Source organism: Rhodanobacter sp. UC4443_H10, from assembly GCF_052978325.1.
Map to the genome: position 1 here is coordinate 1,750,614 of NZ_CM129668.1, position 20,832 is coordinate 1,771,445.

22 protein-coding genes are annotated in these 20,832 nt (G+C 67.1%); 12 read left to right on the forward strand and 10 right to left on the reverse strand.

Annotation, left to right across the window (positions count from 1 at the left end; translation table 11 throughout):
- Positions 1–17 precede the first annotated feature (17 nt).
- The 7 genes from ACVCMB_RS08305 (at position 18) to ptsP (ending at position 6,454) form a co-directional block, all read left to right on the forward strand.
- Entirely contained in the window at positions 18–1,475 is a 1,458-nt protein-coding gene (locus ACVCMB_RS08305; protein WP_395121236.1) for an RNA polymerase factor sigma-54, read from the forward strand.
- Between the two features lie 159 nt (positions 1,476–1,634).
- Positions 1,635–1,958, forward strand: coding sequence for a ribosome hibernation-promoting factor, HPF/YfiA family (hpf, locus tag ACVCMB_RS08310; RefSeq protein WP_395120030.1), 324 nt, complete (start codon positions 1,635–1,637; stop codon positions 1,956–1,958).
- A gap of 157 nt (positions 1,959–2,115) precedes the next feature.
- Entirely contained in the window at positions 2,116–3,066 is a 951-nt protein-coding gene (hprK, locus tag ACVCMB_RS08315) for an HPr(Ser) kinase/phosphatase (RefSeq protein ID WP_395120031.1), read from the forward strand.
- A gap of 4 nt (positions 3,067–3,070) precedes the next feature.
- Positions 3,071–3,973 (forward strand): RNase adapter RapZ, encoded by a 903-nt coding sequence (rapZ, locus tag ACVCMB_RS08320; RefSeq protein ID WP_447106626.1) that lies wholly within the window; start codon positions 3,071–3,073, stop codon positions 3,971–3,973.
- Positions 3,974–4,007: 34 nt separating this feature from the next.
- Positions 4,008–4,400, forward strand: coding sequence for a PTS sugar transporter subunit IIA (locus tag ACVCMB_RS08325; RefSeq protein ID WP_395120033.1), 393 nt, complete (start codon positions 4,008–4,010; stop codon positions 4,398–4,400).
- 8 nt (positions 4,401–4,408) lie between these two features.
- Positions 4,409–4,678 (forward strand): HPr family phosphocarrier protein, encoded by a 270-nt coding sequence (locus ACVCMB_RS08330; protein WP_395120034.1) that lies wholly within the window; start codon positions 4,409–4,411, stop codon positions 4,676–4,678.
- Positions 4,679–4,711: 33 nt separating this feature from the next.
- The gene (ptsP, locus tag ACVCMB_RS08335; protein WP_447106627.1) at positions 4,712–6,454 is read left to right on the forward strand and encodes a phosphoenolpyruvate--protein phosphotransferase; all 1,743 of its coding nucleotides are present in this window, start codon (positions 4,712–4,714) and stop codon (positions 6,452–6,454) included.
- 112 nt (positions 6,455–6,566) lie between these two features.
- Here the strand turns inward: ptsP and ACVCMB_RS08340 are convergent, their stop codons facing one another.
- The 3 genes from ACVCMB_RS08340 to ACVCMB_RS08350 all read right to left on the reverse strand — a co-directional run bounded on the left by ACVCMB_RS08340 (position 6,567) and on the right by ACVCMB_RS08350 (position 7,987).
- Complete coding sequence (locus ACVCMB_RS08340; RefSeq protein ID WP_447106628.1) at positions 6,567–7,328, reverse strand: hypothetical protein; 762 nt, start codon at positions 7,326–7,328, stop codon at positions 6,567–6,569.
- A gap of 258 nt (positions 7,329–7,586) precedes the next feature.
- Positions 7,587–7,832: a hypothetical protein gene (locus ACVCMB_RS08345; protein WP_447106629.1), complete on the reverse strand. Its 246-nt coding sequence runs from the start codon at positions 7,830–7,832 to the stop codon at positions 7,587–7,589.
- Positions 7,829–7,987: a transposase gene (locus ACVCMB_RS08350; protein WP_447106630.1), complete on the reverse strand. Its 159-nt coding sequence runs from the start codon at positions 7,985–7,987 to the stop codon at positions 7,829–7,831. Before ACVCMB_RS08350 ends, ACVCMB_RS08345 begins: the two co-directional genes overlap by 4 nt.
- Before the next feature lie 41 nt (positions 7,988–8,028).
- Between ACVCMB_RS08350 and ACVCMB_RS08355 the strand changes: the two genes are divergently transcribed.
- The 3 genes from ACVCMB_RS08355 to ACVCMB_RS08365 all read left to right on the forward strand — a co-directional run bounded on the left by ACVCMB_RS08355 (position 8,029) and on the right by ACVCMB_RS08365 (position 10,802).
- Positions 8,029–8,346: a hypothetical protein gene (locus ACVCMB_RS08355; RefSeq protein WP_447106631.1), complete on the forward strand. Its 318-nt coding sequence runs from the start codon at positions 8,029–8,031 to the stop codon at positions 8,344–8,346.
- A gap of 115 nt (positions 8,347–8,461) precedes the next feature.
- Entirely contained in the window at positions 8,462–8,806 is a 345-nt protein-coding gene (locus ACVCMB_RS08360) for a hypothetical protein (RefSeq protein WP_447106632.1), read from the forward strand.
- Positions 8,799–10,802, forward strand: a complete 2,004-nt coding sequence (locus ACVCMB_RS08365; protein WP_447106633.1) for a hypothetical protein — start codon at positions 8,799–8,801, stop codon at positions 10,800–10,802. Before ACVCMB_RS08360 ends, ACVCMB_RS08365 begins: the two co-directional genes overlap by 8 nt.
- Positions 10,803–10,875: 73 nt before the next feature.
- Here the strand turns inward: ACVCMB_RS08365 and ACVCMB_RS08370 are convergent, their stop codons facing one another.
- Complete coding sequence (locus tag ACVCMB_RS08370; protein WP_447106634.1) at positions 10,876–11,751, reverse strand: LysR family transcriptional regulator; 876 nt, start codon at positions 11,749–11,751, stop codon at positions 10,876–10,878.
- A gap of 86 nt (positions 11,752–11,837) precedes the next feature.
- On the opposite strand from ACVCMB_RS08370, the gene ACVCMB_RS08375 reads away from it, so the two are divergent.
- A complete protein-coding gene (locus tag ACVCMB_RS08375) occupies positions 11,838–12,878 on the forward strand; it encodes a YeiH family protein (RefSeq protein ID WP_447106635.1) in 1,041 nt (346 codons plus the stop codon).
- 111 nt (positions 12,879–12,989) lie between these two features.
- On the opposite strand, the gene ACVCMB_RS08380 is transcribed toward ACVCMB_RS08375, so the two are convergent.
- The 5 genes from ACVCMB_RS08380 to ACVCMB_RS08400 all read right to left on the reverse strand — a co-directional run bounded on the left by ACVCMB_RS08380 (position 12,990) and on the right by ACVCMB_RS08400 (position 17,550).
- Positions 12,990–13,403 carry a DoxX family protein gene (locus ACVCMB_RS08380; RefSeq protein WP_395120044.1) on the reverse strand — a complete coding sequence of 138 codons (414 nt, stop codon included), beginning with the start codon at positions 13,401–13,403 and terminating at the stop codon, positions 12,990–12,992.
- A gap of 252 nt (positions 13,404–13,655) precedes the next feature.
- Positions 13,656–14,423: a hypothetical protein gene (locus ACVCMB_RS08385; protein ID WP_395120045.1), complete on the reverse strand. Its 768-nt coding sequence runs from the start codon at positions 14,421–14,423 to the stop codon at positions 13,656–13,658.
- 225 nt (positions 14,424–14,648) lie between these two features.
- Entirely contained in the window at positions 14,649–15,341 is a 693-nt protein-coding gene (tsaB, locus tag ACVCMB_RS08390; protein ID WP_395120046.1) for a tRNA (adenosine(37)-N6)-threonylcarbamoyltransferase complex dimerization subunit type 1 TsaB, read from the reverse strand.
- On the reverse strand, positions 15,338–16,684 hold the full coding sequence (creD, locus tag ACVCMB_RS08395; RefSeq protein ID WP_395120047.1) for a cell envelope integrity protein CreD: 1,347 nt from the start codon (positions 16,682–16,684) through the stop codon (positions 15,338–15,340). Before creD ends, tsaB begins: the two co-directional genes overlap by 4 nt.
- An 86-nt stretch (positions 16,685–16,770) precedes the next feature.
- Positions 16,771–17,550 carry an ABC transporter substrate-binding protein gene (locus tag ACVCMB_RS08400; RefSeq protein ID WP_447106636.1) on the reverse strand — a complete coding sequence of 260 codons (780 nt, stop codon included), beginning with the start codon at positions 17,548–17,550 and terminating at the stop codon, positions 16,771–16,773.
- Positions 17,551–17,982: 432 nt separating this feature from the next.
- Here ACVCMB_RS08400 and ACVCMB_RS08405 point away from each other — a divergent pair, with 432 nt between their 5' ends.
- Complete coding sequence (locus ACVCMB_RS08405; protein WP_447106637.1) at positions 17,983–19,368, forward strand: cytochrome C; 1,386 nt, start codon at positions 17,983–17,985, stop codon at positions 19,366–19,368.
- A gap of 353 nt (positions 19,369–19,721) precedes the next feature.
- Here the strand turns inward: ACVCMB_RS08405 and ACVCMB_RS08410 are convergent, their stop codons facing one another.
- Entirely contained in the window at positions 19,722–20,483 is a 762-nt protein-coding gene (locus tag ACVCMB_RS08410; protein WP_395120052.1) for a class I SAM-dependent methyltransferase, read from the reverse strand.
- Positions 20,484–20,832 lie beyond the last annotated feature (349 nt).

Sequence of the window (20,832 nt, forward strand, 5' to 3'; positions counted from 1 at the left end):
CCTTCGACCTGGCTGGCATGAAACCCGCATTACAGTTTCGCCTCCACCAGCAACTGACCCTGACGCCGCAACTGCAGCAGGCGATCCGCCTGTTGCAGCTGTCGCAGCTGGAGCTGGAAGCCGAACTGCGGCAGATCGCCGAGAGCAACCCGTTGCTGGAGTTTGCCGAGGAGGCCGAGGACGAGGAAACCGAAGGTCTCGACGACGCCGAGAACAATTTCCAGCTCGCCGACAAGGCGCCCGAGAGCCACAGCGAGAACGATGAAGGCGCCATCGACTGGGCCGACGGCGGCGGCGTGGCGGAGTCGCCGATCGACTTCTCCAGCAACAGTCCCGGCAACGGCAGCGGTTCGCGCGGCGACGAGGATTTCGAGCCGCAGAACGCCGCCCCGGAAACCCTGCAGCAACACCTGACCTGGCAGCTCAACCTGGCCTCGTTCAACCCGCGCGAACACCTGATCGCCACCGTGCTGATCGACGCGCTCAATCCCGCCGGCTACCTGGCCGAGGGGATGGAAGCGGTGCTCGCCGCGCTGCCAGCCGGCTTCGACGCCAGCGTGGAGGAAGTGGAGGCGGTGCGTCGCCGGCTGCAGGGCTTCGACCCGGCCGGCGTCGGCAGCCTGGACCTGCGCGACTGCCTGCGCGTGCAACTGGAGCAATTCGACCCCGACACCCCGCATCGCAGCCTGGCGCTGCGCATCGTCGACAGCGAGCTGGAATTGCTGGCGCGCAACGACATCGTGCGACTGGCGCGGCGCCTGCACGCCACGCCCGACGACGTGGCCGAGGCCGCCGTATTGATCCGCAGCCTGGACCCGCGCCCCGGCGCGGCGCTGGACGCCACCCCGGTCGAGTACGTGGCGCCGGACGCCTATGCGATCCGCGACGGCATGCGCTGGCGGGTCAGCCTCAACCCCGATTCGCAGCCCCGGCTGGGCCTGAACCAGCACTACTGCGGCCTGATCGCCAAGGCCCGCGGCGAGGATGCCAGCTGGATGCGCGGCCAGCTGCAGGAGGCGCGCTGGCTGATCAAGAGCCTGGAATCGCGCGCCGAAACCCTGCTCAAGGTGGCCGAGGCGATCGTGCGCCGGCAAAGCGCCTTCCTCGACTACGGCCCGGAGGCGATGCATCCGCTGGTGCTGCGCGAAGTGGCCGAGGAGGTGGGCATGCACGAATCCACCATCTCGCGGGTCACCACGCGCAAGTACCTGCACACGCCGCGCGGCACCTTCGAGCTGAAGTATTTTTTTTCCAGCGGCGTCTCCACGGAGGATGGTGGCAGCGCCTCGGCCACTGCGATCCAGGCCATGCTGCGCAAGCTCATCGAGGCGGAGAATCCGCGCAAGCCGCTGTCCGACCAGGCCATCGCCGAAGAATTGCAGGCCAAGGGCATCCAGGTCGCCCGTCGCACCGTGGCCAAATACCGGGAGGGGCTGCGCATACCCACATCCAGCGAACGCCAGCGCGCCGGCTGACCCGCCGCGACGCGCGGAGGAAACGGGGGAACTTGCTTGTCGCCAAAGTGTTCCCATGTCTTGTAGACGAGATGACTGAAAGACGTGCCAGGTCGAGCCGACCGCGGCACGTCCACCCGCCGCGAAACGCGGCACTGCACCACCAGAGGAGGCGCCTCCATGCAATTCCAACTCAGCGGCCAGCAGATTGAAGTCACCCCGGCGCTGCGCGACCACGCCACCGCCAAGCTCGACCGCCTCACCCGCCTCGACGACAAGCTGAAAAGCCTCGTGATCGTGCTCTCGCTGGACAAGCTCCAGCAGCGCGCCGACGGCACCCTGAGCGTGGTCGGCGGCACCCTGCACGCCGAAGCCACCGAGGCGGACATGTACGCCTCCATCGACGTGCTGTTCGACAAGCTGGTCGCACAGTTGCGCAAGTACCGCGAGAAAGTCGCCGACAAGCATCAACGCGAGGCGCGCGAGGAACGCCAGTACGGCTGATCCCTCCGCGTCGGTTCGACCATTCGCATGCAGCACGGCCCGCCGGTTCTCCGGCGGGCCGTTCTTGCCTCTGCACGCCGTGCAAGCCGCAAGCTGGCACAATGGTGGCGGTTCGGGCGGCCCACGTCGCCCATCACGCGACACAAGGGCCGCAGGCTTGGATCGGATCAGCGCGCGACAACTCTACGACGGCGTGCACGAGCGCATGGCGCTGCGCTGGGTGTCGGGCATGCGCGGCGAATCGCGGCTGCTGGAGCCGGGCGTGGCGCAGGCGCGGCGGCCGTCGCTGATCGGCTACCTCAACATCATCTACCCGAACAAGATCCAGATCATCGGCTCGGAGGAGCTCAACTACCTCGACGGGCTCGACTCGCGCCAGCGCTGGGAAGTGATGCACAAGATCGCCGCCTACCAGCCGGTGGCCCTGATCGTGACCAAGGATCAATCCGTTCCCGCCGACCTGCGCGAGGTCGCCGAGGAAACCGACATGCCGCTGTGGATCAGCCCCAAGCGCGGCCACGAGTTGCTGACCTACCTGCAATATCACCTGGCGCGCATGCTGGCGGCCAAGACCACGCTGCACGGCGTCTTTCTGGAAGTGTTCTCGATCGGCGTGCTGATCACCGGCGAGGCCGGCTCGGGCAAGAGCGAGCTGGCGCTGGAACTGATCAGCCGCGGCCATCGGCTGGTGGCCGACGACGCCACCGAGTTCACCCTGATCGCGCCGGACGTGATCGACGGCACCTGCCCCGAGCTGCTGCAGGACCTGCTCGAAGTGCGCGGCCTGGGCGTCCTCAACGTGCGCGAGATGTTCGGTCACATGTCGGTGAAGACTTCCAAGTACCTGCGCCTGGTGGTGCACCTGAAGCCGCTGCGCGACGGCGAGGAGGCCGATGCGCTCACCCGCCTCACCGGCGACATCGGCCATCGCCCGATCCTCGACGTGCAGGTGCCGATGATCACCATCCCGGTGGCGTCCGGCCGCAACATCGCGGTGCTGGTCGAAGCCGCGGTGCGCAGCCACGCGCTGAAGAGCAAGGGCATCGATCCGGCGCAGACCTTCATCGACCGCCAGGCGCACCAGCTGCGCCGACTGCCCCCGTGGTGAACGCATGAACGAGCACGAGCCGCCGCTGACCCCCTTCAACGCCCGCGAGGGAATCCACCTGATCGTGCTCACCGGCCTGTCCGGCGGCGGCAAGACGGTGGCGCTGCGCGCGCTGGAGGATCTGGAGTTCTACTGCGTCGACAACCTGCCCGGCAGCCTGCTGCCGCACCTGGTGCAGGCCGTGCTGCAGGATCGCAGCAGCCGGCGCCGGCGCATCGCGGTGGGCATGGACGTGCGCAATCGCGGCGAGGACTTCGCCCACCTGCCCCATGTGTTGTCCGAGCTGGCCGCCTCCGGGGTGGAGCCGCACCTGATCTTCCTCGACTGCCGCGACGAGGTGCTGATCAAGCGCTACTCGGAAACCCGCCGGCGCCACCCGCTGGCCTTGCGCGGCGTGTCGCTCGCCGATGCGATCGTCGAGGAGCGCCGCCTGCTGCGCCCGCTGATGGCGATCGCCGAGAAGGTGATCGATTCCAGCGAACTCAACGTGCACCAGCTGCGGCGGCTGGTCGCCACCGGTTACGCACAGGCCACCGAGGGGCTGACCCTGATGGTCCAGTCGTTCGCGTTCAAGCGCGGGCTGCCGCTGGATTCGGATTTCGTGTTCGATGCGCGCTGCCTGCCCAACCCGCACTGGCAACCGCATCTGCGGCCGTTGTCGGGCAAGGACGCGCCGGTGCGCGAATACCTCGACGCCGAGCCCATGGTGGGCGAGTACTTCGCCGACACCGCGAGCTGGCTCGACCGCTGGATTCCGCGCTTCGAACAGGACGACCGCAGCTACCTGACCGTCTCCATCGGCTGCACCGGCGGACGCCACCGCTCGGTCTACCTGGTGGAGAAGCTCGCCGCGCACTACCGCAGCCAGCGCGAAGGCGTGCTCACCTTCCACCGCGAGCTCGAATGATGATGCGCGCGAGCCACCCGGCGAGGCCAACCCCATGAGCGTCGGCGTGCTGCTGATGACCCACGAGGCGGTCGGCCACGCGCTGATCTCCGCCGCGCGCCACGTGATGCCGCAGCTGCCGCTGCGGGTGGCCGCGGTGGAAGTGCCGCCGGAGGCCGACCCGGAGGTCATGCGCTCGCTCACCGCCCACCACGCGCGCGAGCTGGACCAGGGCGGCGGCGTGCTGATCCTGGCCGACCTGTACGGCGCCACCCCGTGCAACATCGGCCTGTCACTGGGCGCGCTCGGCGTGCACCTGCGCTGCGTGTCGGGGCTCAACCTGCCGATGCTGCTGCGCGTCCTCAACTACGCGGAGAAGCCGCTCGACGAACTGGCCGAAATCGCCGCCAGCGGCGGTCGCGGCGGCATCTTCATCGACCACGCCTGACACTGCCCATGCTCGAACAAGAAATCGTCGTCTCCAACAAGCTCGGCCTGCACGCCCGCGCCTCGGCCAAGCTGGTGCAACTGGTGCAGGGCTTCAAATCCACCGTCTGGCTGGTCAGCAAGGGCCGCGAGGTCAACGCACAAAGCATCATGGGCGTAATGATGCTCGCCGCCGGCATCGGCACGCCGTTGAACGTGCGCGCCGACGGCCCCGACGAGGAAGCCGCCCTGGCCGCCGTCGTCGAATTGTTCGAACGCAAGTTCGACGAGGGAGCGTGAGATGCAGGGGATCGGTGCCCAAGGCGGCCAATCGTGAGACACGTCCTCCCCGGCACGCTGGCGGCGCGCGGCATGGCGCTCGGACGGGCGCGGCTGGTGCAGCCGAGCCGCTACGCCGTCGACACCCGGCCACTGGACGAGGGCGAGGTCGAGGAGCAATTGCAGCTGCTGCACCGGGCGCTGGAGACCGCGCGGCAGGAACTGCGCGAGTTGCGCGGCAAGCTGCACGGCGCGCTGGCACGCGAGGTCAACGAGTTCATCGACGCGCACAGCCTGCTGCTGGACGATGCCGAACTGCTGCGCGGGCTGGACGACCTGGTGCGGGTCGGCCGCTACCGACCCGGCGCGGCGCTGAAAAAACAACGTGACCGCCTCGCCGCCGTGTTCGAGGCGATGGACGACCCCTACCTGCGCAGCCGCAAGGAGGACGTCGAGCAGGTGATCAACCGGGTGATCTCCGCGCTGCAGCGCCAGACCAGCCCGGAGGAACGCAAGCTGGCCGCCCGCGTCGGCGAGATCCTGATCGCCGACTCGATCGCCCCGGCCGACATGGCGCAACTGGCCGGCGCCGGGCTGCTCGGCGTCGTCGCCAGCTCCGGCAGCGCCTACTCGCACAGCGCGATCCTGGCGCGCAGCCTCGGCCTGCCGATGCTGGTGGGCACGCGCGACGCGCTGGCCGACATCCACGACGACGACCTGATCCTGCTCGACGCCGAGCGCGGTGAAACGGTGGTGCATCCCACCGCGCAGGACCTGTCGCGCTACCGCGCCTGGCAGCGCCAAGCCGCCGACGAAGGGCGCCGCCTGGCCAAGCTGGCCAACGCGCCCACGCGCACCCGCGACGGCGTCGAGATCGCCCTGCTGGCCAATGCCGAAACCCCCGCCGACGTGGCGACGGCGCGCGCCCGCGGCGCGGACGGCGTGGGCCTCTACCGCACCGAGTTCCTGTTCCTGCGCAAACGCGCACTGCCCTCCGAGGACGAGCAGTTCATCGCCTACCGCGACCTGGTGATGGGCATGGGCGGCCTGCCGGTGACGATCCGCACGCTGGATCTCGGCGCCGACAAGGCCGACGCCGCCGGACTGACGCTGCGCGGCGAGGACAACCCCGCGCTCGGCGTGCGCGGCGTGCGCCTGTCGTTGCGCTACCCGGCCGTGTTCACCACCCAGATCCGCGCGATCCTGCGCGCCGCGTGCTACGGCCCGGTGCGCGTGCTGGTGCCGATGGTGACCCAGCCGGACGAGCTGATCGCCGTGCGCACCCTGTTCAAGCTGGCGCGGCAGGAGCTCAAGCGCGAGAACATCGACCTGCCGGAGAAACTGCCGCTGGGCGCCATGATCGAAGTGCCCGCCGCGGCGATCAACGTGCGCGCGCTGCTGGAACACAGCGACTTCCTCGCGATCGGCACCAACGACCTGGCCCAATACGTGCTCGCCGCCGACCGCGGCAACGATGCGCTGGACAACATCTACACCCCGCTGCAACCGGCCCTGCTGCGCCTGCTCTCGCACGTGATCGGCGCCGGCCGCCGCGCGAAGAAGCCAGTGAGCCTGTGCGGCGAGATCGCCGGCGACATCAGCTTCACCGCACTGCTGCTGATGCTCGGCCTCAACGAGTTCAGCATGCACCCAAGCCAGATCCTGCAGGTCCGCGACCGCCTCGCCGCGCTCGACCGCGCCCACCTGCGCCGCCACGCCGCGGCGTTGCTGCGCGCACATACCCACGAGCAGGTGGCGGCGACGTTGAACACGATCCTCGGGAACGCCGCGGCCTGATGTCGGCGAATAATGGAGAGGGGACATTAATGGAAGGGGACGTGGCTGATTGAGCGCGGCAGGTGGCTCGCCGTGCTATGCGACGCACGGATCAAATTAGCCACGCCCCCCTTTATTCCCCCGGGGTAACGTGAGAACGCCCTGAAACCACAGGAGCGTAATCAGTTCTCATGAATTCTTGCCATTTGCTGCACCACTCATGCAGCGACCGCTTCTCATCCGCCAGTTGATAGCGCCAATAAATATTATCTCCAAGCGATGAATGCTTCCGGATAAATCCGTTGTCCCCATCAGACAACGCCAAAAGAAGACAAGCTTCCGACCCAAGTGCCACGCGCTCGCGCTCTTCGCGTTGGGTCGGTTGCCGACCGGTCAGTTGCAGGGCGGCATGGGTCGATTCGTGAACGCCCACCATGGCAGCCAACCACAGTGCTTCGTCCGGACGGCCGCGCTCACAACGACTCAGGAAGTTGAGGGCAAATCGGCTGCCGCGCCTAAAGGAAACCACATAGCGCTTGACAACTGCATCCCCGGGAACGAGCGTGATCAAGGTAGAACCGCGCGCCGGCCATCCTCCAATGCCCTGTACCACTCCGTTGAGCGCGCGGCGGAGCGATAGCGTGGCCGCCTTTGACGCAGTGCACGTTTCGGGGGCGCGGATAACTAGCTGCCAGCCACTCTGTGATTCGTATTCAAAGATCGGAGAGCTCTCGGGGAACCGCTTGAACTTCCGAGTACCGGACAGGTAGCTTCCGGAAACGGAGAGAGTGAGCCCGACGCCATGCTTGATCGTGGTGTTGAATGCGCTATCAATTTCAACGTTTTTACGTGCAGCCTGGGTCACCATGCTGAACGACCAGGTCGGAGTGCGCACGGGGATTGAGCACCCAGAAAGGAATAGAGCTTGCAATCCGAGAGCGGCCAATGTTCTATTCAAGCTTCCCACGCTGACTCCTGGACGAAAGGTGGCTGCCGGTGCCAACCGGCAGCCGTTCCAACCTAGTGCCTGCAAAGCGAGCGTGTGTGGTAGCGCGTAATGCACTCTGCGGGAAAGGTAACAGTTTGCGATGCCTGTTGGATGCCTCGATATACCACCGCGGTTGTCATCAAGTCGAAACAAACGAAACAAGGGTCAGCGAAACAGGGGGCAGTACGCACTTTCCGGAGCGGGTGCAGACTTCCTTGGCCTGCCGATCTTGGCGGGACCGGCGCGACGCGATAGTTGCGCTTCGATGGCCTCGCGGAAGCGCTCCGTCCCGTAGGTATGCTGGCGCTGGAGATGCAGCCGGATGCTGTTCAACTCGTCCCGCGTGATGGCCTGTTCGACGTGCGTTCGATAAGCCGAGCAGCGCTCGGCCACGTTGGTGCCGGGGCTCACGTACCTTCCCACAGCGTGCCAGTACGGCGATAGCGATCATTGATGTAGTGCCCATAACGCCGCCCCAACGATTGCATCATCCGCGCCACTTGCCCGCAGGCTGTGGGTGTCACAAGCAGGTGCACGTGGCCGGTCTTCAGCACGTAAGCTTGCACCGCACAGCCCTCGCGCAAGCAGTCTCGCGTAGCTCAGCCAAATGGCGAAGATGGTAGACATCGTGGAAGAAGCAGGGCTTTCGGTCATTGCCTCGTTGCACGATATGCTGGGGTACCCCGGCAAGATCGAGTCTCGTCAGACGTGGCATCTGTCGTCCTTGGCGGAAAGTCCGACCAAGCTTGCTGCCAGTACCGGTTGGCGTCTGTCGGACCAAGCCGCGCACCCTCGTCGGAAAGTGCACACTGACCTCTGCCTTCCCGTTTTCCAATTAGCCATGCTCCCTTTATTGGAGCTCATCGCTGCCGACAATCAATCTCTCAGCGCACGCCTGCTTCGCGATGGTAAGAATTCCGATTGACGATGGTCGAATGCGTGTGATGTGCTTCGCGGGCCGCTCGACCACGAGACCGATGGCAACCCGGGAATAGCCGTTGCCGGTCTGGCCGTGTTTTCATGGCACAGGAAGCCCATTCATGACAAAGACCATCGACCCCGCCAAGCTCAAGGCTGCAGCCGAGCACTTGGAGCGGGTGCTGGAACGGTACCCGGACAGCACAGAGGTGAGAGGCCTCTTGCGGGCCTTATCGCCACTCATCGAGCAGGCCAAGGCAGGCATGGTGAGGGTGCCCTTCGAAGAAGCACTCATCCCTTGCGGCCGAAGTTTTGCCGAAGGCATGTACACCCAGTATGGAAGCCCCAGCGTTGACGACGCCTACTACGCGTTTGCAGCCGAACTACGGGGAGGGCGCAGCCCGGAGGAAGAACAACTGATTGCCGACACCCAAGCCATCATTGATGCGCGGAACGCTTATGAGTGATGGCTTGGTATCGAAAGACTTGAGGGCACGCAACGCCGCCGACATCTCCGAAGCGAAGACGTTTGAGACGCACGGGGTATCCAGAAAGGCGGCAATGGAGTTTCTCCGCTCTCCGGAAGGCACCATATTCAGGCAAAGGCTGATCGAAGCGGACCCCGGTGCCACGGCGTCCACAATCGTTGATCGCGCGATTCAACAAATCGGCTCCGGCATCGAGCTCCCTCGCATGGAACTCAGCGCAGAGCCGCTGCTCAAGATTGTTCCCGTCGGCCAGCAAGTCCCATCCTTCTCGCCGTTCTTTGTCCGGCAGTCGGTGTTCGAAGATGCCTTGGCCTCGGGCAAAAGTCTTTCCAACTACTTCGGATTGCCGATCAAGAGCGAGGCTCCGCGGTACGACATCATGGTGATGCGACCGCTGGCACCCACGGAAATATTCATTCACCGGGTGGCTCCAACCTCCGAGCTGCGTGGTCTGGTGAACAAGGCCGGTGGCGGCGAGCAGGTGCTGGTTCCCAACCGCAAGCTGTACGAACCACCAACCTATCTCAAGAGCATCGACGACAGTCTCGCGCTCCGAGCCGAGCGCAGGGTGGGTCTGGCGGTGAAAGGGCTAGGCACAGGCGCTGCCACGATCCTCATGGCCCTCGACGCCTACACCACCGCCGAGCAATACCAGGCGCTCAGCGCGCAAGGCAACCCGTTCGGCGCCGACGCGTTGCTTCGCCGCTACGAGGGCCGCACGGCGGGTGGCCTGATCGGAGGCATCGGAGCGGGTGCCGCCTATGGATTTGTGGCGGGCGCGGAAACTGGCCCCGGCGCGCTCGTCACTGGCGTGGTCGGCAGCGTGGTGGGGGCATTTGAAGGCGACCGGCTTGCCGTGACGATCACCGAGCACAAGGTCAATCATCAGACCGGCGCCGACGGCGTCACCTACCTGTACGAAGGCGGTGTCTGGAAACACACGCACTATCAGCTCGATCCCGATGGCTCCGCGGTGCCGGACCCTTACGGCGCCCCATCGATGCAGGCGGTGGTGACGACGGCGCCGGCCGAGCAGGTGGCGCAACTGGACTACCAGCGCATGACCGCGATCACCGCATTGGCGCTGGCCAATCCGGCCACGCAGGACACGCGGCTGATCGAGCTGGATGGCATCCGCTGGCACGCCACGCGCACCGGTTGGGCGCAGACGGTGGAACTCCCCGGCCTGCCCAACAACAGCTTCGGCATTCCTGCTTTCACGACGGTGGACCGGCCTGCCGATGCGCAGACCGCCAAGGCGCTGGACCAGCTCGCCGCCAACCGCAAGTTCAACAACACGCACTACGCCGAGGCCGTGGCCAACGCCTACGTGATGGATTACTACGGCAAGGGCTGGAGCGAGACCGGTCCTCTGCCCGAGGTTGTTACCCAGGCTCTCGGGCTGGCCAGCGAGAAGCACATCACCGACCCGCAGACCGGGCACGCCTGGAGCGCCGACGGCCACGGGCATTTCAGCAGGGAGGAAACGCGGCTGATCGGCAGGGTGGTGATCCACGAGACGCACGGGGCGAGCGGCGAGGAGCTGTCGCGACTCAGCCAGCTGCAACAGTCGGCCGTTCGCGCGCATGCGGACTACGGCAGACAGTTGATCGCGCAGAAGTACGAAGAGTGGCGGGCGACGCAGCTGCATGCGCCGATCGAGCGCGGCGCCATCGGACCCGATCATCATCCAGCTCCGCCCGAATCCGTGCCAACGTCTCCCGACCTGACATCCGCATCCACACGCACGGCGCCGCCGATCACGCCGGCAAGTTCCGATCGCGCCATGTTCGATGCGCTGGTCGCGGCCGCGCGCACGATGGACATCGACGCCATGCGTTCGATCGGCCAGCAATACCTGCAGTCGGAACAAGGGCAGGCGTGGCTGGCGGCGGGGCAACAACTCAACCAGCAACTTGCGCAGCAGGCGGGACGGGAGGTGCAGGCGCAGCAGGCAGTGGCCATGCAGCGATGAGGAGGGAACCCATGCACCCGCACTTCCTCACGCTCCCTTTTTCCGTCCCCTTTTTTCGCGGGCCGTGCCCGCCCTACAGCTTCGCCAGGAACGCATCCAGCAGCGCGCCGCGGTATTTCTGCCGATGCAGCAGCAGGGAGAGTTTGCGGCGCAGGTCGAGGAAAGGCGTGCGCAGGGCCTTGAGGTGGCCGGCGGCGACGGCGTCGGTGATGGCCACGGCGGGGAGGCAGGCGATGCCGAGGCCGGCGACCACGACCTGCTTGATCGCCTCGATCTGGTCGAGTTCCAGCACCGTTTCGCCGGGAGGAAGTTGCGAGAGCACGCGTTCGCTGGTGGCGCGGGTGGCCGAGCCGGGTTCGCGCAGCACCCAGCGCGCGCCAGCGAAGTCGGCAGGTTTCAGGCTGCGCTTGCGTGCCAGCGGATGTTCCGGCGGCGCGCAGACCACCAGCAGGTCGTCGCACCACGACCGCACTTCTAGTTGCGGGTGGGTCACCGGGCCTTCGACGCAACCGATGTCCAGGCCGTGGTCGAGCATGGCGGCGGCAATCGTCTCGGTGTTGGCCACGCGCAGGCGGATCGCCACCTGCGGGTTAGCGCGCACGAAGGCGCCCAGCAATTCGCCGACGCGATAGTTGCCCACCGTGTTGCTGGCGCCGATGCGCAGCTCGCCAGCCAGCGCGGCGCCCTCGACGCGCGCGCGGCGGCCGAACTCGGCGTGGCGCTCGAGCAGCTCCTGCGCCAGCGGCAGCAATTCGCGCCCGCGCGCGTTGAGATGCAACCGGCCACGCTGGCGGTCGAACACCGGTGTATCGAGTTGGCGCTCCATTTCGGCCAGCGCCATGCTGGCGGCGGGCTGGGTCAGGTGCAGGCGTTCGGCCGCCGCGCGCACGCTGCCGAGCACTGCGACCTGCACGAACACATCCAGTTGGCGCGGGCTGATGTTGGTCATCAAGGCATCTTATACACGTAATCAGAAGTTCAAAGTTCTATTGATGGCTGGCCCACCCGACAATGGCGGCTTCCTGCGGAGTCCCCATGAACGCCTCCCCGATCGCTGCCGCCCCCAAACCCTCCCTGCGCAACCGCGCACCCGGCCTAGCGCTGGCCGTGGCGATCGGCGTGCTGGCGCTGCTGCTGGGGCGCTGGGTGCCGCTCATCGGCGGGCCGGTGTTCGGCATCGTGCTGGGCATCATCGTGCGCAACGTGTTCGCGCCGGATGCGCGCTTCACGCCGGGCATCCAGTTCGGCGGCAAGCAGGTGCTGCAGTGGTCGATCATCGCGCTGGGCTTCGGACTGAGCCTGACCCAGGTGGCGAAGACCGGGCTGGAGTCGCTGTGGGTGACCCTGATCACGATGAGCGTGGCGTTTCTCAGCGCGTGGCTGCTGGGGCGCTGGCTGGGCGTGCACGACAAGCTGAAGATCCTGATCGGCGTGGGCACGGCGATCTGCGGCGGCTCGGCGATCGCCGCAGTGACGCCGATCATCAAGCCGGACGACCATGACACCGCGTTCGCGATCTCCACCATCTTCCTGTTCAACGTCATCGCGGTGCTGCTGTTTCCGCTGCTCGGCCACCTGCTGAACCTGTCCGATCTCGGTTTCGGCCTGTGGGCCGGCACCGCGATCAACGACACCTCCTCGGTGGTGGCCGCCGGCTACAGCTACAGCCATGCCGCCGGCGACTACGCCACCATCGTCAAGCTGACCCGCGCCACGCTGATCATCCCGATCTGCCTGGTGCTGGCCTTCGTGGTGGCGGCCCGCGAGAAGCGCCAGCACGCGCAAGCCGGCGACGCAGGCGGCTTCAGCCTCGCGCGCATCTTCCCGTGGTTCATCCTGTGGTTCGTGGTGGCTTCGGGCGTCCGCACGCTGGGCCTGGTGCCGGTCGCGATCCAGCCGGCGCTGCACATGCTGGCCGAGTTCATGATCATCGTGGCGCTCACCGCGATCGGGCTCTCCGCCAACCTGCGCAAGATGGTTTCCAGCGGCGCGCGGCCGATCCTGCTGGGGCTGGGCGTGTGGATCGCGGTGGCGGTCAGCAGTCTGCTGGTGCAGTTGCTGATCGGGCGGCTCTAGCGGTTTTTCGGGATTCGCTGAAAAGCATCACCCGCGGGCGGGCTCCTACGGTCCCGCGGGCGGCCGGCGGCGTTGCAGGTCGGGGCCACCCTTTAGCTTGAGGAACCGGGCTCAGCGCTTGTCCAGCGAGTACTTGCCCGGCCCGGTGATGCTGAGCAGGATCAGGCCGCCGACGATGCTGATGTTCTTGTAGAAGCTGATCATGCTCAGGTAGTGGGCCATGCCTTCCATGTTCCAGTAGCGGTGGCCGATCAGCGCCGCGGCAAGGGTGTAGAGGGCGAGCGCGAGTGCCAGCGGCCGGGTGTAGAAGCCGAGCACGATCAGGATGCCCACGACGAACTCCATCAGCACCGCGATCAGGGTCAGCAGCCCCGGTAGCGGCATGCCGGTGGAGGTCATGTAGGTGACGGTGGCGGTGAAGCCGGTGAGCTTGTCCAGCCCGAACTTCACGAACAGCACCATGAGCAGGATGCGGGCCAGCAGGATCAGCTCGTCTTTGCGATTCGCGAACAGGTCGTAGCGCATGGTTTCCTCCCTCGCCGTCGGCGTCATCAGCGCAGCGCACCTTCGCGCTGCGGACCAGGCTCGCCGCCGCACCGTGGCGAATGCGTGGACGCCATCCACGCGATGCCCGGCGAGGCCCCTCGCGGTCATCCTACGCCATTCGATCGAGGTGTACAGGGTGCCGGGACGACCATGCGTGGCGCCGTGGCGCCCGGTCTTCCGGGCCGCTTTCCCCGCACGCGGGGAAAGCGGTCGCCGGCTTCATGCGGGCAATCAATGGGCGGGGGTGTAGGTCAACTCCGCGTCGCGCCGGTCGATGTGCGACGCGTTCATCTCGGTCACCTCACTGAGCGTCTTGCGGAGGTCCGTTGTCGCATCCTTGCCGTAGACGCCTTCGACCATCTTCCACAGGCTGGGGTTGGCGTCGGCGCCAAGTTCGGCCCAGCTGGGCGCATAGCTCACCACCATGAAGTCGGGCGCATCTGCGCCGCCGTCGATGACCCGCACGAAACGGTAGGGGTAGGCCCATTTCGATTTCGCCGCCGCCGCGGCGATCTTCTTCGCCATGTCGACGAATGTCTTGTCGTGCATGTAGCCGTGCTTGAGCTTGAAGTAGGTGATCTCCATGAGGTCGCCCGACATCCCTTTCGGTGTCGTGTGGCTCATCTCGGCCTCCTCCTGGATGAACGCACTGGACTCGCTCTTGAGGTGCGGGTTCACCTGCTGCTGGAACGTCGCGTCGCAGGCTTTGCCCTGCGTGCGCATCGCGTCGAAATCCGCCCAGCTGACGGGGTCGGAGACGTACGAATAGGCGTAGACATCGCCGGTTTCATGGGTCAGTGCCGTCCAGGCGTATTTGAAGCCGTGCTCGCTCAGGCACTTGTTGTAGCTCTTGATGCCGGCGAGATAAGCCTGCTGGCTAGCCGGTGCCACGGTGTCGGTGTAGATGCGCGAGACCTTCGCGGGCGCGTCGGCCGCGGCTGCGCCGCCCATTGCCAACAGCAAACCCGCAGACAACACACTCAGTGCAATGCCTTTCATGAGTCCTCCCCGCAGGGTCGAAGACCCTGCCCGCATGGTGTCGGGTCACCGCCGCCACGCATGTGGCAGCGGCCCAACCGCGCGAGTATGCGCGCGCCATCCGGCCGCCGGCGGGCCCTCGGCAGAAAATAAATTCCGGGAAACGGGGGTCTCGCCGGGCGCTGCTGGCGCGGAACATGCTACGCGACGATGACCGCGCGACCGCGGGTGCTCGCCGCGGGAGCCTCAGGCCCGCCCCTGCTCCGCCAGGGTCAACGCCACCTTGTCGCGCAGGTACACCGGCAAGGCCTGCTCCGGCGCCAGCAGGTGACCGGCGCGGAACTCGCGCAGCGCCAGTTCGGCAACATGCGCGGCCTGCGGATAGCGCAGGCCATCGGCCGAATGCAGCGCACCGCTGAGGCGCTGGCTGATCGTCGGCGCATACGTGGCCCAACCGCTGCCGACCACCTGCCAGGCGGCGGCCACGGGCAGCTCCAGGGTCTCGGCGGTGCAGATGCGCTCCTCGTCCAGCGCCAGCAGGCCGCCGTTGTCGTCGCGGCGATAGCTGGCGGCGTAGATCTCGCCCATGCGCGCATCGATCACGGCGAGGATCGCGGTGCCCGCTTCTTCCGGTGCCTCCAGCGCCAGCGCGGCCAGCGAGGAAATGGTGACTACCGGCAAGTCCAGCGCCAACGCCATGCCCTGCGCCAGCGACACGCCCAGGCGCACGCCGGTGAACGCGCCGGGGCCGCGGCCCACCGCGATCGCGTCGAGCGCGTGGCGGCCGATGCCGGCTTCGGCCAGCAGCGCGTCGGCCATCGGCAGCACCAGCTCGGTGTGCCGGCGCGGCGCGATTTCGCTGCGGGCGATCAGTTCTTCGCCGTGGATCAGGGCGACGGAGCAGGCTTCGGTGGCGGTTTCGATCGCAAGCAGGTTCATGATCGCTCCATGATAGCGGCTGGCGACTCGCCCGACGCGGGGCCACAGGCATACCAGTCGATGCGCCGAGTCAGGAACATCATCAGGCCGACCACCGCCAGCAACACCAGCGCGCCGACCAGCAGCGCGTATTGCTCGGCGGCGATCAACCCGTACAGCATCGCGTAGATCAGGCCGAGCACGCCGCCGAGCAACGCGCCGGCGCGCCGCGCGCGCAGCACCGCCATCGCATAGCCGCCCACCAGCAGCACCACCGCGGCGGCGGCCAGCGCATAGGCCGGACCGAACCCGACCTGTTCGGACAACGCCAGCAGCACCACGTAGAACGTGGCCAGCGCCGCGCCGACCAGCAGGTATTGCACCGGATGCACGCGCAGCCGCTTGAGCACCTCGAACAGGAAGAACGCCACGAAGGTCATCGCGATGAACAGCAGCCCGTATTTCCCCGCGCGCACGTTGCGCTGGTACACGTCGACCGGCTGGTAAAGCTGCACGCCGAAACTCGACGACGCCAGCGCGGCGTCGATGTGCTCGCGATCGGTCCAGTGCTGGCCGTAGCTGCGGTTGAGGTCGAGCAGATGCCAGCGTGCGCTGAATCCGGTGGCGTCGATCCTGTGTTCCAGCGGCAGCGCCGCGCCGATGAAGCTGGGATCGTTCCACGGCGCGTGCATCTTGACGTCGGTGCTGCGCGCCAGCGGCAGCCATTGCAACGCCTCGGTGCCGGCGAGCTTCAAGGTGATCTGCACGTCGACCGGCTGGGCGCCCAGCGCATCCAGGTCGATCGGCACCACCACGTTCGGCCACGGGCCGAGCCGCTCGGCGGAGGATTCGAAGCGTGCCGGCTGGCCGTTGATGCGCAGCTCGCTCACTTCCTGCAGGCCGCGCAGGTCGGCCAGCGCCAACCGCAGCTCGGCCTTGCCGGCCCGCCACGGCGCATCGCTGGCGCGGCGGAACTGGGCCAGATCCTGCGCGCGGAACTGCGCAGCCAGCTTCACCGTGGCCACGTACACCGGCGCGCTGTAGATGCCGTAGCTGCGTGTGTCCACGCTCATCGCCACGTCCATCGCCAGCGTGTCGGCCAGGATGCTTTCGCTGCCGGCCTGCCACTGCGGCGTGGTTGCACCCGCCGGCGTCACCTCGCGCAGCGTCGGCACCACCAGCAGCGGCCCGCCCAGCACCTGCTTGCCGCCCCAACCCTGCGCGATCTGCGTGATCGCCGTCGTGCGCAGCTGCTGGCGCTCACTGACCAGGCCACGCACTTGCAGCAGCGGTATCGTCATCAGCAACGCCAGCAACCCGACCCCCAGCACCTTGGCGGTCACTGTCTGTGTCCACTTGCCCATCGCATTCGCTCCCCGTTGGCGGAGCGTCGATCACACCAGTGCGGGCGGCCTTGCAGCGGGCGACAGCGGGCGGGATGCGGGCCGAGTCATGGCATCGCGGGGGAGCCGGCAGCCACGATGGCGGCGCGCAACTGCCGATAGCCCTCGACCAGCCGTGGACCGGGTCGGCCAAGGCAGGCCTCGCTGATCGCATGGATGCGGTCGTGCTGCACTGCCGGCACCTCGGCCCAGTCCGGGCGCCCGCGCACCTTGTCGGCGCGGTAGTTCTCCACCTTCACGCCGCACCAGCTCATCACCACGATGTCGGGGCGCTCGGCCGCCGCGTCGGCATAGTGCAGCGGCACGCTGCGGGCATCCACCTCGCCCCACGGGTTGATGCCGCCGGCAAGGTGGATGATGTCGTTCACCCACGACTGCCGGGCCACCGCGATCACCGGCTTGGGCCACCACTCCACCAGTACGCGCGGACGCGCGCCGGGCACCTCCGCCGCCGGCATCGCCGCGCGCATCGACGCCACCAGCGAGGCGCCGCGTTCGACCACGCCCAACGCGGCGGCGATGCGCCGGATGTCGTCGTACACGTCATCCAGTGATTGCGGATCGCACACCAGAGTGGCCAGCCCCGCCGCATGCAGCTCGGCGACCACCTGCTCGTGCCCCGGCACGGTCAGCGAACTCAGCACCAGGTCCGGTTCCAGCGCCTGCACCGCCTCCACGTCCAGATCCAGATCGCGCCCGGTGCTGGGCAACCGCGCCACCACGTCGGGCGGGTAATCGGAATCGGCATCCACGCCAACCAGCTGGTCGGCGCAGCCCAGCGCGCAGACGATCTCGGTGTTGGAGCAGGTGTGGGAGAAGATGCGCATCGGCATGCCGGCGGCGGGAACTGCCGCAGTGTGGCGCAATGCCTGCTTGCGAGCCAAGGCGTGCCTGCCGGCCTTGCTCGGGCCGGGCCTGCTTCCGGCAGGCCGAAGGCGAACGAATCCATCGACAGCACGCTGCAGGTCATGCCGCCATCGGCCGGAAGCGATCGCCCGAACGTGCGCTGCGGGCGAATCTTGCGCCGCTGTCCCCGCGTGGCGATTCGCAATTTCCTGCATGTTTTTCTTGCGCCGGTGGCCGCCGATCGGGTGCGCCCGTGATGGCCCGGTGATATTCCGCGGGCCGCTCAAGCGCCTGCGGCCTTGCACGCGAGAGACGTATCGCCGGCGTTTGATGGACGTCAATATCGCGGGCATCCGATCGGCAAAGACTGCCCCCGTATCCAGCCATCACACTGGAATCGTGGGGAGCATGTCATGAACGCTTGCCGGAACAGCCTTATTGCGAGCCGGTTCACTGCCTTCGCCCGACCACCGCGCTGGATCGCGCTGATCGCGCTCGCATGGCTGGGGATACCCACCCCGGCATCGGCGGTGCCCTCGTACGCGCGGCAGACGCAGCAACCGTGCGTAGCCTGCCATGTGGGCGGCTTCGGGCCGGAGCTGACCCAGTTCGGGCGCCAGTTCAAGCTGATGGGCTACACCATGAAAGTCGGCGAGCAGACCGACGTGCCGCTTTCGGCGATGCTGGTGGAGTCGTTCACGCACACGCAGAAAGCCCAGGCGGAAGCTCCAGCCAAGGGCTTCGGCACCAACGACAACACCGAGCTGCAGCAGGCGTCGGTGTTTCTGGCCGGGCGGTTGAGCGAGCACACCGGCGTCTTCGCGCAGGCGACCTACTCCGAGAACGGCGGCCTGCTCGGCTGGGACAACGTGGACTGGCGCTATGCGCGCATGTTCAGCCATGGCAAACACAGCGGCATCTGGGGCATCTCGGTCAACAACAACCCCACCGTCAGCGACGTGTTCAACACCGCGCCGGCGTGGATGTACCCGTACATGTCGGCGGATCTGGCGCCCGGCGCCCCGGCTCAGCCGATGTTGTTCGGCGGCCTGGGCGGTCAGGTGATCGGCGCCAGCGCCTACGTGCAACTGGACGGCGCGTGGTACCTGGAGGCTGGCGGCTACCGCTCGCTGTCGCCGGCGTTCCTGCGGCACGTCAATGCCGGCTACGACGGCCGCCTGAGCGGGGTCACGCCATACACGCGGGTGGCCTACACGTGGAACCTGCCCACTGGCAGCCTCTCCCTCGGCGGGTTCATGCTGGACATGCGCCGCGGACTGGCTGGCCCCAACGCAGTCGGCGACGCGGTCGCGCTGCCCGGGCCGACCGACCGGTTCCGCGACTTCGGCGTGGATTCCAGCTACATGTACGCCAATGGCGACCACGTCGTCACCGTCGACGGGCTGTACGTCCACGAGAGCCAGCGCCTGGATGCCACCTACGGCGATGGCGGATCGAACCATCTGCACGACACGCTGCAGTCGCTCAACCTCAAGGGCAGCTACTGGTACCGCCACACCTACGGCGTGACCCTGGCGTCGTTCGTCGACAACGGCAGCAGGGACGTCACGCTCTACGGCAACGACGGCTCGCCGAACACCCAGGGCGAAAGCGTCGAGTTCGACTACAGCCCGTTCGGCCAGTCCGGCTCGTGGCATCAACCCTGGGCCAACGTGCGGCTGGGTCTGGAATACACCTGGTTCAACCGTTTCAGCGGGCGCGTGCACGGCGTCGACGGCGCAGCGCGCAACGCCAGGGACAACGACACGCTCTACTGCTACGTCTGGCTGGCGATCTGAGCAGGTCGGCCCTGGCGAAAAACCCGGCCCCGGCTCACGGACTTGCCGGACAGGAGGCCGGCAAGCGCCAAGCGGGGCGGCCTTCTCTTCTGGCTGCGGTTCTCCTGGCCACGCAAGAGAAAAATGACTCGGTCGCCGAAGACGATCGACCGCTCTTCGCCTTGGGGTGTCACGAGCAAGAGCATCGCGCACAACGCACAAGGTGCGCTCCTGCAGGCACGCGGGAACGCCCATGTCGGAAACCGCGATGGTGAACGTGATGTCCGCGACGGTGACGGAAAACTGCCGGGCAATGCCCGCGCTGCTCCGGGCGCATCCGGAGCCGCTGGATGTTTCCATCCCCTTCGACAGGCTCACACGATCCCCGTGCGCATGTTGATGGGCCAGGTCACCGGCCGTCGCGTTTCCGGATCGCCCCAGCGCGCGGCCAGCTCCGTCGAGAAACGCTCGATCAGCTGACCATGGCCTTCCTTCACGGCATGTTTCACTGCCGACCAGGTCGCGATGTAGCCCATGAGCTCGCCGAGCGACCATGTTTTCCGTATCGCCATCGCGGGCGGCGGGAACTCCGCGAATGGAAAGTCGAGGTCCGCGTAGCCGCGGTCGACCAGCTGCCGTTCCGGCGGCCAGAAGCGGCCGATGCCCTCGCGGTAGAAGCGCAGGAAGCACGCATCCAGCTCCTCGTCCAGTTTCGGCACGCCGTAACTGACCAACGCCAGCAGGGCGCCGGGCCGGGCGATGCGCCGGACCTCGGCATGGAACGCGGCGAGGTCGAACCAATGGGCGGCTTGCGCGGCAGTCACCAGGCTCGCGCTGCGATCGGGCACGGGCAGGTGTTCGGCGGCGGCCTGGGCATACCGCACGCGTTCGCTGACTGGCGCGTGTGCGATCTGGTCGACGCTGGGATCGAGGCCGAGCACGGCGTCGAAGTGCGCACCGAGCTGCGCCGTCAACTGGCCGCTGCCACAGCCGACATCGACGGCAAGGCGGGTGTCGGGCGCGGCCTGCGCCAGGAAGGCGGCCAGCGCCGGAGGGTACTCCGGGCGGAATCTGGCGTAGTTCTGTCCGCCGGCCTGGAACCAGTTGGCGACGTGATCACCTCGTTCAACGGACATGCGTTTCTTCCGGGTTCGTGCATGGGCCTCGGCAGGCGCCTCGCAAATCCATGCTGCTCCAGCGCGTGCGCCACGTCTTCGCGCACGCGCAACCAAGGGTAGACGGTTTGTGTTTCCAGCGCGTGGATGACGTGCCTGAAGCCGAACCCGCGGGGCACAACCCCGTGCAGTCATCGCGCGTACCGCGCGGGTAACGCGCCACCCAGCGCATATCGAAACCGGGTCACCCCTGCCCCATGCGCCCGCGCCGTGCGGCGTCGCGGCGCAGGCGCGGCGCGCCCGCGCGGCATGCAAGGCCGTGGCACACGGCTTGCTCATCCATCGTCATGGCGGCATCGCGAATCCGATG

Bases quoted from the DNA above. Each gene is read 5' to 3' on its own strand.
- creD (WP_395120047.1), bottom strand. From the start codon at position 16,684: ATGGGCAAGTGGACACAGACAGTGACCGCCAAGGTGCTGGGGGTCGGG.
- ACVCMB_RS08405 (WP_447106637.1), top strand. From the start codon at position 17,983: ATGAACGCTTGCCGGAACAGCCTTATTGCGAGCCGGTTCACTGCCTTC.
- hpf (WP_395120030.1), top strand. From the start codon at position 1,635: ATGCAATTCCAACTCAGCGGCCAGCAGATTGAAGTCACCCCGGCGCTG.
- rapZ (WP_447106626.1), top strand. From the start codon at position 3,071: ATGAACGAGCACGAGCCGCCGCTGACCCCCTTCAACGCCCGCGAGGGA.
- tsaB (WP_395120046.1), bottom strand. From the start codon at position 15,341: ATGAACCTGCTTGCGATCGAAACCGCCACCGAAGCCTGCTCCGTCGCC.
- ACVCMB_RS08380 (WP_395120044.1), bottom strand. From the start codon at position 13,403: ATGCGCTACGACCTGTTCGCGAATCGCAAAGACGAGCTGATCCTGCTG.
- ACVCMB_RS08385 (WP_395120045.1), bottom strand. From the start codon at position 14,423: ATGAAAGGCATTGCACTGAGTGTGTTGTCTGCGGGTTTGCTGTTGGCA.
- ACVCMB_RS08365 (WP_447106633.1), top strand. From the start codon at position 8,799: ATGAGTGATGGCTTGGTATCGAAAGACTTGAGGGCACGCAACGCCGCC.
- ACVCMB_RS08400 (WP_447106636.1), bottom strand. From the start codon at position 17,550: ATGCGCATCTTCTCCCACACCTGCTCCAACACCGAGATCGTCTGCGCG.
- ACVCMB_RS08325 (WP_395120033.1), top strand. From the start codon at position 4,008: ATGAGCGTCGGCGTGCTGCTGATGACCCACGAGGCGGTCGGCCACGCG.
- ACVCMB_RS08360 (WP_447106632.1), top strand. From the start codon at position 8,462: ATGACAAAGACCATCGACCCCGCCAAGCTCAAGGCTGCAGCCGAGCAC.
- ACVCMB_RS08330 (WP_395120034.1), top strand. From the start codon at position 4,409: ATGCTCGAACAAGAAATCGTCGTCTCCAACAAGCTCGGCCTGCACGCC.
- ACVCMB_RS08305 (WP_395121236.1), top strand. From the start codon at position 18: ATGAAACCCGCATTACAGTTTCGCCTCCACCAGCAACTGACCCTGACG.
- ACVCMB_RS08355 (WP_447106631.1), top strand. From the start codon at position 8,029: ATGGCGAAGATGGTAGACATCGTGGAAGAAGCAGGGCTTTCGGTCATT.
- ACVCMB_RS08370 (WP_447106634.1), bottom strand. From the start codon at position 11,751: ATGACCAACATCAGCCCGCGCCAACTGGATGTGTTCGTGCAGGTCGCA.
- ACVCMB_RS08375 (WP_447106635.1), top strand. From the start codon at position 11,838: ATGAACGCCTCCCCGATCGCTGCCGCCCCCAAACCCTCCCTGCGCAAC.
- ACVCMB_RS08410 (WP_395120052.1), bottom strand. From the start codon at position 20,483: ATGTCCGTTGAACGAGGTGATCACGTCGCCAACTGGTTCCAGGCCGGC.